This is a genomic window from Proteiniphilum propionicum (assembly GCF_022267555.1).
Classification (GTDB): Bacteria; Bacteroidota; Bacteroidia; order Bacteroidales; family Dysgonomonadaceae; genus Proteiniphilum; species Proteiniphilum propionicum.
Map to the genome: position 1 here is coordinate 512,228 of NZ_CP073586.1, position 14,822 is coordinate 527,049.

At 39.4% G+C, this 14,822-nt stretch carries 9 protein-coding genes; 3 read left to right on the forward strand and 6 right to left on the reverse strand.

What is annotated here, in order from left to right; genetic code table 11:
- Window positions 1-143: 143 nt before the first annotated feature.
- From KDN43_RS01915 to KDN43_RS01940, 6 genes are all read right to left on the reverse strand, one after another.
- Entirely contained in the window at window positions 144-1,706 is a 1,563-nt protein-coding gene (locus KDN43_RS01915; protein WP_238868015.1) for a hypothetical protein, read from the reverse strand.
- Between the two features lie 705 nt (window positions 1,707-2,411).
- Window positions 2,412-3,350 carry a hypothetical protein gene (locus tag KDN43_RS01920; protein WP_238868016.1) on the reverse strand — a complete coding sequence of 313 codons (939 nt, stop codon included), beginning with the start codon at window positions 3,348-3,350 and terminating at the stop codon, window positions 2,412-2,414.
- A 20-nt stretch (window positions 3,351-3,370) separates the two neighbouring features.
- Window positions 3,371-5,113 carry a SusD/RagB family nutrient-binding outer membrane lipoprotein gene (locus KDN43_RS01925; RefSeq protein ID WP_238868017.1) on the reverse strand — a complete coding sequence of 581 codons (1,743 nt, stop codon included), beginning with the start codon at window positions 5,111-5,113 and terminating at the stop codon, window positions 3,371-3,373.
- A 26-nt stretch (window positions 5,114-5,139) separates the two neighbouring features.
- Window positions 5,140-8,310, reverse strand: a complete 3,171-nt coding sequence (locus KDN43_RS01930) for a SusC/RagA family TonB-linked outer membrane protein (protein WP_238868018.1) — start codon at window positions 8,308-8,310, stop codon at window positions 5,140-5,142.
- A gap of 657 nt (window positions 8,311-8,967) precedes the next feature.
- Window positions 8,968-9,987 carry an FKBP-type peptidyl-prolyl cis-trans isomerase gene (locus KDN43_RS01935; protein WP_238868019.1) on the reverse strand — a complete coding sequence of 340 codons (1,020 nt, stop codon included), beginning with the start codon at window positions 9,985-9,987 and terminating at the stop codon, window positions 8,968-8,970.
- A gap of 26 nt (window positions 9,988-10,013) precedes the next feature.
- Window positions 10,014-10,598, reverse strand: a complete 585-nt coding sequence (locus KDN43_RS01940) for an FKBP-type peptidyl-prolyl cis-trans isomerase (protein ID WP_238868020.1) — start codon at window positions 10,596-10,598, stop codon at window positions 10,014-10,016.
- Between the two features lie 107 nt (window positions 10,599-10,705).
- Here KDN43_RS01940 and KDN43_RS01945 point away from each other — a divergent pair, with 107 nt between their 5' ends.
- The 3 genes from KDN43_RS01945 (at window position 10,706) to KDN43_RS01955 (ending at window position 14,743) form a co-directional block, all read left to right on the forward strand.
- The gene (locus KDN43_RS01945) at window positions 10,706-11,395 is read left to right on the forward strand and encodes an SIR2 family NAD-dependent protein deacylase (protein WP_238868021.1); all 690 of its coding nucleotides are present in this window, start codon (window positions 10,706-10,708) and stop codon (window positions 11,393-11,395) included.
- Window positions 11,396-11,568: 173 nt separating this feature from the next.
- Window positions 11,569-14,157: a DNA mismatch repair protein MutS gene (gene mutS / locus KDN43_RS01950; protein ID WP_238869522.1), complete on the forward strand. Its 2,589-nt coding sequence runs from the start codon at window positions 11,569-11,571 to the stop codon at window positions 14,155-14,157.
- Between the two features lie 115 nt (window positions 14,158-14,272).
- Window positions 14,273-14,743 carry a hypothetical protein gene (locus KDN43_RS01955; protein ID WP_238868022.1) on the forward strand — a complete coding sequence of 157 codons (471 nt, stop codon included), beginning with the start codon at window positions 14,273-14,275 and terminating at the stop codon, window positions 14,741-14,743.
- Window positions 14,744-14,822: the final 79 nt, after the last annotated feature.

Genomic DNA, 14,822 nt, shown 5'->3' on the forward strand with positions numbered 1-14,822 from the left:
AAAACGTTTTTCAAATTATATAATTACGACACAAAGTAATACAGTAATGACATATAAGTCAATACCCCGATGCAACTTTAACGGCACCAGCAGGCATATCTGCCTAATTATATGAGTGTTACCCTGTGCGACTTTAACGGTAATTAATCAAAAAAAGGAGAGGTTTCGAGTCCTTTTTCAGACATTTTTTTCTTGAGTTGCGATTTTCTTACACGAATACTTTCCACGGTAGTGTTCATAAAAGTGGCCAGCTGCCTGTTATCGGCATTGCACGCCAACAGCATCAGCAACATTTTCTCATTTGCATTAAAGTCACATTGCTCGTTCTTCAACTTTGTATAAGAGTAGAATGTTTCATCGTCGGGTGACAGCGTGTTGGTAATATCTCTGAGATCTGTATCAGTTTTTTTCAGAATATTCTCCATCGCTTTATACACATTCGGATGAGAAGAGATATACCGTTGCGTAAGCATCTCAAATTCTCCCTGCAGGAACGTGAGCCGGTCAGAGATATTGCTATAAAGCTGCAGCAACCACTTTCTCTTTCGTGCCTCATCCATCATTATTTTTGCCTGCAACTCCTGCTGTTGCATCTTGTATTCTGCGTTCATCAGCTTTAGCCGGGCCATTCTTCTCAATCGCAGAGCGTTCATTGCAATAACTATAACCACTATAACCAGTATCAGTGCTCCAATAACAATTCTCAGGTTCTGCTGATGAGTTCTCAACACCTCGTTCTCCGCTTCCGTGAGATCATATTTTTTCTCCAACTCTGCAATCTGAGTATCCAGCCTGTCCCTAACTGAGTTCTTATATAGATCTGAAGCCTCTCTCCGGTATCTGTTTGCCATTTCAAAATTACCCTGTTTCTCTGCTATGTTTGCAACATTTTGATAATAGAGATGATTCTGCCTATAGGAGATATCTTCAATACAGCCTATAGCTATCTGCGCATAAAGCATAGCACTGTCCAACTGTTCAAGACCCACATAAATGTTGGAAATATTGTAATTTACCCTCGACATCTCTATTTTTTCATCTTGAATCCTGAACAAAAGCAATTTAGCTTTTTCTCTCTCCAATGCTTTTTCCGGTTCACCAATAATATCGTGATATATTGACTGTGCATTCAAGATAAAATATTCTTTTCCCGGGAGTTTGTCATAAAAAGTTGAGATAGTATCAAGATACAACTTTCCCTTTACAAAATCTTTCTGCTGCATCTCGTTCCAATATAGAGCCAGATACGTATCGAACAAATGTATTGAATCTCTCTCTTTACGGGCATATTTTAAGGTTTTATTAAAATAATCATTGGCCAGCTTATAATTTCTGTTATTGTAGTGAATATTTCCCAGAAAATAGTTTATTAGATACCCTAATGACGGGTCGGGCACATATGAAGACGCATAGAGCTTATCCGCCTCTTTGAGCGGGTCGTAAACGGTACTGTCTTTCACTCCCATCCTTGTGCGCACTATCCCCTGATAAGCAAGCGCACGAATATAATTCCTGTTTTTCGGATTATGTATCCTGTAATAATCACTGACAGCGTTAATCAGTGAATCGCTAGTGAAATTAACGTACGTCTTGTCGTCAGAGATCACCTTCAAAAGCTCATAATAAGCTCTGTTGGAACGGGAAAGGGTTGACGGATTAAGCAATTTCAAACTATCGGCAACCTGTTTCGGATATCTGTCCACCATGCTATCCCATTGCTTTAACCGATCTAAAGCAACCGAATCACTCCTTTTGCTACATGAGCTGTATGCAAAAAAAGAAACCAAAAACAGCAAAAAAACAGAAATACGCGACATAAATAGAAAAGAAACTATAAAAATTACAAATATAGTGGTTTTTTATATCTATAGCGAATAGTTTTTCACGTATTAGCTCTTTTGTTTTGTGTTATATATCACATATCAGCAAGGTGTGATTATTAGAAAGTAATTAAAGTCAGTTGTGGAAAATGAAAGGTATTCATTTTACTAATTGGCCCCGGAACTGGAGAAAACCCAAATTACGTCTTAAAAAGGTGCTGGAGCTATATAAGAAGGTATAAAAAATATTCATCACGCAATGAACACCCTTGCTCTTGGCTATACACTTCCTGCTATCGGGCGTGTTACGGACTTACACCGATTAGAGAATGTTCGTGTTGAGCGAGCCCCAAAACAAAGAGGGTAGAATCCATATGAATCACCCTCTTTTCGCACTTAAAATCAATTTATCAATTCAGCGATGATAAAATCATTTAGAAATATTATATCAATACTTCGGTAAGTTTTTAAGATGATTTCTGTAATGTCATGAATATCAATAGAATACAGAGCCTGCAAAAAACGCAGCACAACGTATTGATTACCAGCCTCTTAATTGAATATCTACCGAAGTATTGATAATATATAACTTTATTTACCTAATTCAATAGCCCAGGTACCAGAGAAACTACCTGCATTAACAGAAGCCGAACCACTGAATTTGAGCTTAGTATTACATGCATCCACTATGCCTGTGCCATTTCCTAAAGCGAAGTTATTATAAGATGGATTATCCCACCAGGCACCGGAGTTTGGTGCTAAAACTTGTTTATCAAATGAAATAGAGTAATCAACTGGATTAATTGTAATTACTAAAGGATTAGTAGCTTCTCCATTATAAAGACCAGCAATGCTTAATTTATTATCAGCTACTTTTGTAATTTCAACTTCGTATGGAGTTTCACCCCACCATTCATCTACAGTAACAGTGTTGGTACCCACAAAAGCATCTAAGATCAACTCACATACTACTGAATAACGCACATTGTAGGAATAAGCTCTACTTCCTACCCGCCAACCAGTAAAAGCTCTGTTGTTAAATCCCATTTGTTCAGTCCAACCTGTAACTACATACCCATCGTTCAAAACAGCATTTGTCGTAAAATAAAGAGTTTCACCCAATCCTGGAGTCTCTAATCCAAACTTACTATATATATCTGCAATGTTAAGTGTTACATCTGTAGGAAATGACGTGATATTATCTTCCACGATCTTTACGTCTTTTACAGTCTTGGTCTTCTCGGGATTTTCCGTTGTAGGATCAGGTATTACTCTTTCCAATACAGCTACAACTTGTGCATGTTTCATAAATGAATAATCTCCTTGCTGCTTCGGTATGGATAGTGTGACTTTGTAGTTACCATCAGTCTGATCTCTATACAGTACACCATCCGTCCCTTCTGTACGTACAATATCGATGACAACACCTCTCTTAACATCATCTATTGGAAACGGCAACTCTTTATTATCGCAACTTAGTGCAATAAACAATAAAGATAAAGTGAAAAATGCCAAATATATTTTCTTCATATTCATACTTTTTTTAATTATTATTTATATTTATCCCAAAACACAAATGGAATAGATAGATTAGCTTTTTGGGTTATATTTGGGTTCAACTCTGTTTCCGAATTAGTTGGATAATAAAGAGACCGTGGGAAGGTAGCAAAATTAGAAAGCGGAACTCTTGCATCCGATCTTTCCGTAACTGTAGGATTAACTCCAAAGCCAGGGTCTTGAGTCTTACTTGCATCGAAGAAAAGAGGATAACCCGTACGACGATAATCAGTGTACACATCCACAGGATTCATAAAGTTATGTATCCATTTTTGGGTCATTATAATTCTCATCTTACCTTCAGCGTTAGACGAATTATATTTTGTAAGTACAGCTTCAATATAAGCATCTCTATCTTCATTAGAGATTTTTGGAGCCGGATTAGCACTGCCATTTTTTTCAACAACACTGTTAACATGATCAAAAGCAGCAATAATAGCTTCTTGTAACAAAGTTTTAGCGTCGGCGCTTGTTTCTCCACTAAGAGCCAACTCAGCAAGCATAAACTTAAGTGATGAGAAAGTAATCATTTTGTGCGGAGCAATACCCGTACCAGCAGTCCCATCCTTAGTACTTACACGTTGATCCGGATCAGGTTCATTCTCTCCACCTTCATCCTCTTCCGGATCATACAAATAACTTGCATCGAATTTACCACCCATAGGATAAATAGCAAATTTTGTATATGAATTATCATTGCTTCCTCCTGAGTTTGGCCCAGTAGTTGCGAAAAAGATTGAAATGAAATCTCCATTGCGATATTCATGCGGGCTTTCAGAAGGACTATTTCCATGCCCCCCGTACTTCTGATTATAAAAGTAATAGGGGATGCGTGGATCTTCAATACCTGCAAATGGGTTGTCAATTGTATTATAGGTCTGTCCCATCATTGTCTCATAGAAGTAGGGGCTGATAAAATAAGTATGCTGACCCGAATACGATTCGTACGCAGGATGTCGCTCATTGCTGGGATTAGTAACATTGTTAAACCAAAACTGAAAATCTTCATTTGCTTTAATGAAAGCATCTTCTGAAAGCAAAGCATTTAACATACTCTGCCACTCTGATATATCAGATTTTGCATTGCGTGATTGTAATAACAATTTTAATTTAATTGTATTGTTCAACCTAATCCAAGCACTCTTATCCCCACTGTAAAAAAAATCATCTTTCCCAGGCTTTAAAGAATTTTCAGCCTCTGCATCATTCAGATTCTCAAGCCCTTCTTCCAACAAGGAAATAAGTATATTATATATATCCTTACTATTGTCTGGTTTTGGAGCATTTAATCCCGGGACATTAAATTCTAAATATGGAATATCCCCCCAAAGATCCACCATTACAGAAAAAGTATAGGCTTTAAGAGTTTTTGCAATGCCAGCATAAATGAGGTTCCCTTCCGGTTCTGCATTCTTGATTATTGCATCATAATTTGTCAATACATAAGTATAGAGATAATTCCATGTATTAAATGTATTGTTCGCACCCGGAGTCATTCCATAGTTCTGAACTTCACGTGATACCAAATGATGCACATAGGAAGAAAGGCCTGTCCCGATAAAATTACCTTGACTTAATGCCTGGACCATATAATATTGGCTACCAGAAAGGAGCTGATTCAATTCAGGTGTTGTTGGACTATTGGGACTTTTATTTATATCTAGATAATCTTTGGTACAACTTCCAAGATATAAAACAAAAGACAAGCCTAAAAAAAGCTTCATTATATTTTTCATATTCATAATCATTTTAATGTTCATTGTCAAAATGTTAGTCTAGCATTAAATCCGATTCTTCTTGTAGAAGGTGCACTTTCACGGTCGATTCCTTGCACGTTACCACTACCGAATGCATTGGAACCCGGATCATAATTTGTATATTTAGGGAAACCCGGAGCAAAGTACCAAAGATTTCTAGCTATTACAGATAAATTTAAAGAACCTATAAATGTATTTTGCAACCACTTTTTTGGTAAATCATAGCCTAAGGATATTTCACTTAAGCGAAATACTGTAGCATCAAATGCCTGGAATTCATCCACACTATTTATAGAAAAAGTATTACCTTCTGATGGAGAGAACCATAAATCATTTTCCGAAAGTTGTATTGTGTTTTGTATCTTATTGCCATTTGCGTCAAGAAGCGGTTCTTGAGTGTCAGGATTACCTAAAACACCAGGAAGTATACGGGAACCCAAACGATCTTCCGTATCCTTTGTGACTCCACGCCCTAACATATCGGATGCAGGTCCTGATATCAGTATTCCTCCAACTCTTGCATCAAACATAACATTCAGAGAAATTCCTTTATAAGATAATGTATTGCCAATTCCAACCTTATAGTTAGGATATGGATCGCCCAAATCGCCTAATTCCGGATCCTCTATATATGCCCCACTGTTCGGATTCACAAGGAGATTACCTTCGTCATCACGCGCAATCACAGTACCACGTAAGAAACCATAAGGAAGGCCTGGTTTTAATGTCGGTTGGGGTTCGGAGGTTGAGCCAGTCGATAACGTGATTTGATCAATACCCTCAACTAATGAAACAACTTTACTAATATTCTTCGTATAATTTGCGAATATCTCCCACTTGAAATCCCTCACCCGAACAGGAACAATCCTAACACCTATTTCCACTCCTTTATTATTTAATTCACCGAAATTGGTATAATATATTCTCGAACCAGTGGAAGAAGGCAAACTGAGTGGAGCAATTTGATCGGTTGTGGATCTATCATACCAAGTAAAATCCAAACCTATCCGATTCTCAAGGAACTGAAGCTCAGTTCCAATTTCAAATTCGGTAGTAAACTCAGGTCTTAACTCTGCGTCATATGTTGTGGTTGGCAACAACATTATAGGATTTCCGCCAAATGGAGTATCCTGAAGATACGTACCATTTACATAATAAGGACCTGCATCATTACCTACTCTACCCCAAGCAATACGAACTTTACCAAAATTTAAAATATCTGGATCTATTTCGAAAGCATCGCTAAACACAAAAGAGCCGGTTACTGCTGGATAAAAATAGCTATTATTCTCAACCGGCAATGTCGAAGAGTGGTCATTACGCAGTGTAAGATTCAAAAAAGCGTAATTTTTATATCCTAACAAAGCATCTGCATATATAGCCCACAATCTCCTCTTGGATTTTTCTTCACTTGCAGTTTGCTCCTGTGTGTTTCCAACATTATCTATACCTTTAAATATCATTTTATTACCAATAGCATCAGAGGTATGTATAATCCTTTGGTTAACATTATGCCCTACAGTGACCCTTAAATCAAAATCTTCTTCAAACTTACGTTTAAAAGTAAGATTAAAGTTGGACTCTAATTCCTGAGTAGTATAATTATCGTTGGTAATTTGACCTAATCCTTCGAAATCCTCAGGACCTACAGAACCAATATTAATAACTTGTTTACGATCCATCTCATATTGGTTCCATCCAAACTGATAGCTTGCAGATAACCAATCTGTAAAATCATATGCAGCATTCACAGTGCTGACCGTACGATCCATAACAGTATTAATTGTATTGTATTTCCATGACCATAAGGGGTTATCAACACCTCCAAACGCCATTAGATTACGTCCGTCGGCGGTTTCAAAAGGTAATCCTGCCATGTCTACATTTCGGGGAATCAACATTGCACGGGCAAATGAGCTAACTGATCCACCATAGTTACCCGCACCAAAAAAGGGACCATTTTGCACAGTCCTCGAATAAGTCAGTGTCCCTCCAACTACTAAATTATTATCAAGCTTCTGAGTTCCTCCAATACTAAAAGAAGTACGCTCAAATTCAGAATGAGGGATATACCCATCTTGATCAAGATGCGAAATAGTGGTACTGAAACTACCCTTATTGTTATAACTCATAATATTCACAGAATTATCAAATATCCCCCCTTTTCGAAACAAATCTTTTACATTGTTTGGATATGCCTGATAAGGAATTGTTGTTTCCCAGTCAGGGAATGCAGCTTTGTAATTTGGATACAATGGTATTGTTGCATAACCCTCTGATCCGAATGCAGGTCCCCACGATCCATTAGCATTAGAATATAGGAAATTGGACCCTTGTCCATAACTATTTTGATAATCAGGCAGAGATGCAATTGTTTCTGTTGTGTAGGAAGATGTCAAAGTTACTTCAAATCCTTTTTGAGAAGTTCTTATGCCCTTTCTTCCTGCTTTTGTGGTAATTAGCACAACACCATTAGCAGCACGGCTCCCATATAGAGCTGCAGCTGCAGCACCTTTTAGAACGTTCATACTTTCAATATCATTGGGATCCAATGTCGAAATTCCAGATCCGTATGCACCTGCAGTTGTTAATCTATTCCCAGTTGTTACTTCAGGATTACTGTAAGGAATCCCATCAACTACATACAACGGATCATTATTTCCCAGAAATGAAGAATTTCCTCTGATCAACACTTTAGTTGCACTACCTGCAGTTGCTGAAGAGGCACTTACTTGAACACCTGGAATCTTTCCTTCTAGAGAGCGAAACAAGTCTGGTTCAGCTTTTTGAATCGCATCATCTGGATCTACTACAGATTGTCCATACCCAGTTGCTCGAGGTGGGCGGGTAATACCCATTGCACCGACAACTATCACTTCTTGCAGCAATTCACTATCAGTAATCAAAATAACTCTTACATTTGCACTTACAGGCACTTCTTGTGTTTTATAACCCACATATGAAATTACCAGTGTCCCGTCTGCGGGTGCCGATAAACGGAAGTGTCCGTCAATATCGGTTACCGTTCCCTGTGTAGTTCCCTTAATCTGAATTGTGGCACCTATCACAGGATCTCCGGCTTCATCCACCACTGTCCCTCTCACTTGAGTTTGGGCAGCGACAATCCCTATTCCTATAAAGAACAGGGCCAAAAACATAGTTAGTTTTCTTTTCATAAACTCTACTTTTAAATTAAACACTTTCCTAATATCTTTTTATTATAAACTTTAATTTAATGAATGTGGTTTTAACTTAACATCCCTTGTTTTTCAGCTCTCAGCTGCACACACGTTTTATAATTTATATAATTTCGATTCCAATTAACATTTATATAGAAACTAATCTGTTCACAAATATATGTATATTATTTCAATTACATAATTTTTTCAACTTTTTTTTAAATAAACATCAAACTGAAACCGGACAGAGTGTTTAATTTACACTTCTCCGGGTTTTACTTAAAGAGTAAAAAAATGTCAGGTTTGATATTTAACATTTGCATATAGTATATAACCTTTTCAATCTAAATTTTTGCAAATTTACATCTTTAAACTACATTATCCAAGCAAAAGAGTGTTTTCGTGCTATTTTTATACTATTTTGTGACAATCTATATCAAAATAACAATGCAAACAGCAATTTTGGAACATATAGATAACTAGCAGAAAAAGCGGGCTTTTCCCCAGCCTGCTATTCACCTTAACTCCGCCTTACTTTTACAGCCTATGGTTCACTATATTTACTTTTTGCAGGAAGAGTATCCATAAACAGTTAACAAAAAAAGGGTGACCGACGGCCACCCCTAATATTTGTTTTATACTTAAGGAAGTAACTTATTTCTCTATTCCCAGTAACTCCACATCGAAAACAAGATTGGAGAATGGTTTGATGGTGCCACGGTCTTGTGCGCCATAAGCCAGATCGTAGGGAACATATAATCTCCACTTAGAACCGACAGGCATCAGCTTGAGGGCTTCGGTCCATCCGGGGATTACCTGGGTAACGCCGAATGTTGCAGGCTCTCCTCTGTCGACGCTGCTATCGAACACAACTCCATTGATCAGCGTACCATGATAATTAACCTTTACTCTATCGGTATCAGTTGGAACAGCTCCGGTTCCGGCACGAAGAATTTCATATTGCAATCCGCTGGGAAGCGTTACAACACCTTCTCTTTTGGCATTCTCTGCCAGAAATGCATCACCTGCAGCAATGCTGTCCTTGTACTGAACCTTCAACTCTTCCTCCTGCCGAGCCATTTCTCTGGCCTGAGCCTTTTCAACTTCTGAATTGACAAACACTCCTGCATCCATCTTTGAGATAGCAAGCTGTTCGTTTTTCAATGTACCAATAAGCCCTGACAACAGCTGATCTTTATTGATTTTCTTTGTTGAATCTTCGCCGAAAAGCATCTGGTTAAACTGTGGTATCATCTGCTGAGACACCTGAGAACCGATACTTAACCCTTGAATGTAAGCAGTTTTCTCTTCACCGCCACTCATTGCTTCACGAAAACCTTTGATAAACTGGTTTAACTTAGGTGCATTTACCTTGTTTAAAGAGTCGATCTTAGCGTTCATCTCTTTCTGTAATGTCTGCTTCTGCAAGGAGTCAGCTGCAGCAATTCTCATCTGGTAATCGTACTCAATACTTGATGCACTCTGAATAATACCCATCTGTTCCATGAACTGGATTAATCCGCCCTGATCGGCAAGATTTACACCGTAAGCGTAAGAAACACTGTCGATGCTGTTATTCAAAGATGCTTTCGGGGTTGATGCTGTATTGCAGGACATAAATAAGACACTGCCTAATGCCATAACGGCAATTGAAAATAAATTTTTCCCTTTCATTGTTCTTTTGATATTTAATATGTTGTTTATACTATTCCTAATAATTCCACATCGAAGATAAGTGTCGAGTTGGGTTCGATGGAGTTCCCGGCTCCCTGTTCTCCATATGCAAGATGAGAGGGAATAAATAATCTCCATTTAGAACCAACAGACATAAGCTGCAAAGCTTCTACCCAGCCTTTGATCACCTGGTTTACCCCGAATACTGCAGGTTGGCCTCTTTCGACAGAGCTGTCAAAAACCTTGCCGTTGATAAGTGTGCCATGATAATGACATTTTACCCTGTCGGTAGCTTTGGGCTTAGCCCCGTTCCCATTGGTAAGTACTTTGTACTGCAGCCCGCTGGAAAGAGTTATTACATTCTCCCTTTTCTTGTTTTCCTCCAGAAAAGCTTCTCCTTTCTTCAGATTACCAACAAGCATCTCATCTTCTTTTTTTCTGAAATAAGACTGTATTACCTCATTTGCTTCCTGAGGGCTCATAGAGAGGTTTGTGTTGTTCATGACATCTGTAAATGCCTTAACAAAAGAATCTACATCTAGTTCACGGAGCCCCGAGTTCATAAGGTTGGAAGCCATACTCATCCCCAGCGCGTAGCTTAATTTATTCATCAACTTTTTTCTTTTTTCGATTTTTAAACACAAAAGTACGATTTTAATATGAAATAATTTTGTTTTTAGGCATAAAAAACTAAATTTGAAGATAAAAGTGAAATCTTATGCGAAAAAAATTGATTGTATTAACAGGTGCAGGCATGAGTGCCGAAAGCGGAATAGCTACTTTCAGAGATTCAGGAGGACTGTGGGAACAGTATCCGGTGGAACAGGTAGCTACGCCTGAAGGGTTTGAAACAGACCCGGAATTGGTCTTGAACTTTTACAATATGCGACGCAGAGAACTGCTAAAAGCGGAACCAAACGGCGGTCACTATGGTTTGGCAGCCCTTGAGAAAGATTTTGATGTACATATTATTACCCAAAACATCGACAATCTGCATGAAAGAGCAGGAAGTAAAAAGGTGCTTCATCTGCACGGGGAACTGATGAAAGTACGATCTACCGGCGATGAATCGCTGATATATGATATTGAACCGGGGAAATGCGACATTCACCTGGGTGACAAGTGCGAAAAAGGATTCCAGCTGCGCCCGCATATTGTTTGGTTTGGAGAAGCGGTTCCTATGATACAGGAAGCGGAACTGTTGTGCCGACAGGCAGATATATTCGTAATTATTGGAACATCAATGAATGTTTATCCGGCAGCGGGATTGCTTGACTACGTTAAAAGAAACATACCGGTTTACCTGATTGATCCGAAAGATGTGCAAACAAGGCGCTATGATATTCATCATATTCAAAAAGGGGCATCGGAAGGGGTAGAGGAGTTAAAACAGCTGCTTCTTGACTAACCTGAAGAAAAGGAATTAAAATAAACCGGAGACCATTTGTTTTTCATTTTAACTTACCGGAAATATCACGGATTGAAAACGCTTTTCGATAGTCCTGTTTTTTTTGTAATTTCGCTGTTTGAAAAACCTATCAAGGAGAAAAATTAGTGGGAAAGAAAATTGCAGAAACACCAATGATGAAACAGTACATCGAGATAAAGGAACAGCATCCCGATGCTATTCTGCTGTTTCGCGTTGGAGATTTTTATGAGACATTCTCTGATGATGCAATATCAGCATCGGAGATATTGGGTATCACGCTCACGAGAAGGGCAAATGGTGCAGCACAGTTTGTTGAGCTGGCAGGATTTCCGCACCACGCACTCGATACCTATCTGCCTAAATTGGTGCGCGCCGGGAAACGCGTTGCAATATGTGATCAGTTGGAGGACCCGAAGCTGACAAAAAAACTGGTAAAACGGGGTATTACAGAACTGGTTACTCCAGGTGTATCAATAAGTGACACGATTCTGAACCACAAGGAAAATAATTTCTTGTGCGCACTTCATATTGCCAAAAACAACCTGTTCGGAATTGCTTTTCTAGATATCTCTACTGGCGAATTTCTTACATCTGAAGGTACCCGAGACGATATCGACAAATTGTTGTCAAACTTTACCCCAAAAGAGGTACTGATTGAAAGGGGTAACAAGAAAAAAATTGAAGAGGCGTTTGGCCCCAACTGGCTTATATTTGAACTGGACGACTGGATTTTCACAGAAGATGCTGCAAGGGAAAGGCTCCAGTCCCACTTTCAAACCAGAAACCTGAAGGGTTTCGGTGTGGAGAATCTCACTCAGGGCATTATTGCTTCGGGAGCTATAATGCAATACCTTGATATTACACAGCACACACAGATTGAACATATTAATACCCTGAACAGGATAGAGGAGGAACGTTTCGTGAGGCTGGACAAGTTCACGGTACGTAATCTTGAACTTATTTCACCGATGAATGAGGGAGGGAAAAGCCTTCTTGAGGTGCTGGACAAAACCATATCTCCCATGGGATCGCGACTGCTGAGGCGTTGGATTGTTTTTCCACTGAAAGATGTAAAACAGATTGAAGCGAGACTGAACGTGGTGGAGTATTTTTTCCGAGAACCGGAGCTGAAAAAGATTCTTGCTCAACAACTCTCACTTATTGGCGATCTGGAAAGAATAGTATCGAAAGCAGCGGTAGGCAGAATTACACCCCGCGAGGTGATACAACTTAAAGTGGCACTCACGGCTGTAGGGCCCATCAAAGAGGCATTTATGGCATCTGCCGACAACAGCCTGCGGGAAATGGGTGAAAAACTGGATCCTTGTCCCGATATCCGCGACCGAATTGAGAAAGAGATTGTTCCCGATCCGCCTGCACTGCTTAACAAGGGAGGGTATATAAGAAAAAACGTAAACAAAGAACTGGACGAACTCAGGGATATAGCCTATTCAGGGAAAGATTACCTGATGCAACTCCAGCAGCGCGAGAGTGAAAAGACAGGTATACCTTCACTGAAGGTGGCCTTCAACAACGTGTTCGGATATTACATTGAGGTGCGCAACACACACAAAGATAAGGTTCCTGCAGACTGGACCCGCAAACAGACACTGGTAAGCGCGGAAAGATATATAACTGAAGAATTGAAAGTCTATGAAGAGAAGATTCTGGGTGCGGAAGAGAAAATTATTTCACTCGAAAATCAAATCTATGCTTCACTGACGGAAAGCCTGATAGAGTATATTCCGGCTATCCAGGCAAACGCAGGTATTATTGCACGTGCCGACTGCCTGCTGTCATATGCAAATGTGGCACAGCAAAACCGCTATATGCGCCCTGAAATAAACGAAACAGACGTCATTGATATTAAAGAAGGGCGCCACCCTGTAATCGAAAGGCAGCTCCCACCGGACGAGCCATTTATTGCGAACGATGTATATCTGGACAGAGACTCACAACAGATTATTATTATTACTGGGCCTAATATGGCAGGGAAATCGGCCCTGCTGAGACAGACGGCACTTATAACGCTTATGGCACAAACTGGCAGTTTTGTTCCTGCTGAATCAGCGAAGATAGGGCTGGTAGATAAAATTTTTACACGTGTGGGCGCATCAGACAACATCTCACTGGGAGAATCAACATTCATGGTTGAGATGAACGAAGCCGCTAACATCCTTAACAACCTTTCGGACAGAAGCCTTATCCTGTTCGACGAGCTGGGGAGGGGTACAAGCACCTACGATGGGATATCTATTGCATGGGCCATAGTGGAATATATACACGAAAACCCAAAGGCACGGGCAAAAACACTTTTCGCCACGCATTACCACGAGCTTAACGAGATGGAGAAAACGTTTAAACGGATAAAAAACTACAATGTGGCCGTAAAAGAGATAGACAAGAAAGTGATCTTCCTAAGGAAGCTTGTTCCGGGAGGAAGCGAACACAGCTTTGGGATTCATGTCGCAAAAATGGCCGGAATGCCGCAAAGCATAACCAAACGTGCAGATGCTATCCTGGGTGAGATGGAGACGGCAAACAGAAAAGATGGCATAAAAAAACCGATCAACGACTTTATAAAAAAACGGGAAGGTTATCAGCTAAGCTTTTTCCAGCTTGACGACCCTATACTGAGCCAGGTACGTGATGAAATCATGAACTTAGACGTAAATAATTTAACGCCAATTGAAGCATTGAATAAGCTTAACGAGATAAAGAAGATTGTAAAGGGGAAGTGAGACAGGGATAAATTCAATAGCCACAAAACAAATCAACCGTTAATTTGTTATCATACTTACAAACCAAAACGAATAAAGATACAAATAGAATTGGTATTAATTTAAACATTAACTTATGAAACTAAGAAAACTATTTATAGCCGGGCTTTTGATTACGGCTTTTGCCACCACACTCAACGCTCAGAGTTATCAAACTGCATTTGGTGTCAGATTAGGATACGATAGTGGTTTATCACTGAAACACTTTATTGCACCGGCAAGTGCTGGTGAGTTTATTCTCTCGGCATCTCCCCGATATTTCCAGTTGACAGGATTATACGAATACCATCAACCGGTTCCTGATGCACCGGGACTGGATTGGTATGTGGGACTTGGTGCACATCTTGGGGGAATACACTATGACAAGGATCGTTACAGTAACTCATTTCTTATTGGAGCTGATCTGATTGGCGGGCTTGAATACAAATTCCCGGGTGCTCCATTCAATGTTTCACTCGACTGGAAACCGTCGTTTAACTTTACCAACGACTATAACGATTACTGGTTCAGCGGTTTCGCTCTAAGCCTGCGCTACATATTCAAATAAAATATGTAACGGTTATTGATAATCATCATAAAAACCGCTCTCAGCAGGGAGCGGTTTTTTTATTATGTTACACCTAAAA

Bases quoted from the DNA above. Each gene is read 5' to 3' on its own strand.
- KDN43_RS01920 (WP_238868016.1), bottom strand. From the start codon at position 3,350: ATGAAGAAAATATATTTGGCATTTTTCACTTTATCTTTATTGTTTATT.
- KDN43_RS01915 (WP_238868015.1), bottom strand. From the start codon at position 1,706: ATGGTGGACAGATATCCGAAACAGGTTGCCGATAGTTTGAAATTGCTT.
- KDN43_RS01935 (WP_238868019.1), bottom strand. From the start codon at position 9,987: ATGAAAGGGAAAAATTTATTTTCAATTGCCGTTATGGCATTAGGCAGT.
- KDN43_RS01940 (WP_238868020.1), bottom strand. From the start codon at position 10,598: ATGAATAAATTAAGCTACGCGCTGGGGATGAGTATGGCTTCCAACCTT.
- KDN43_RS01945 (WP_238868021.1), top strand. From the start codon at position 10,706: ATGCGAAAAAAATTGATTGTATTAACAGGTGCAGGCATGAGTGCCGAA.
- mutS (WP_238869522.1), top strand. From the start codon at position 11,569: ATGATGAAACAGTACATCGAGATAAAGGAACAGCATCCCGATGCTATT.
- KDN43_RS01925 (WP_238868017.1), bottom strand. From the start codon at position 5,113: ATGAAAAATATAATGAAGCTTTTTTTAGGCTTGTCTTTTGTTTTATAT.
- KDN43_RS01955 (WP_238868022.1), top strand. From the start codon at position 14,273: ATGAAACTAAGAAAACTATTTATAGCCGGGCTTTTGATTACGGCTTTT.
- KDN43_RS01930 (WP_238868018.1), bottom strand. From the start codon at position 8,310: ATGAAAAGAAAACTAACTATGTTTTTGGCCCTGTTCTTTATAGGAATA.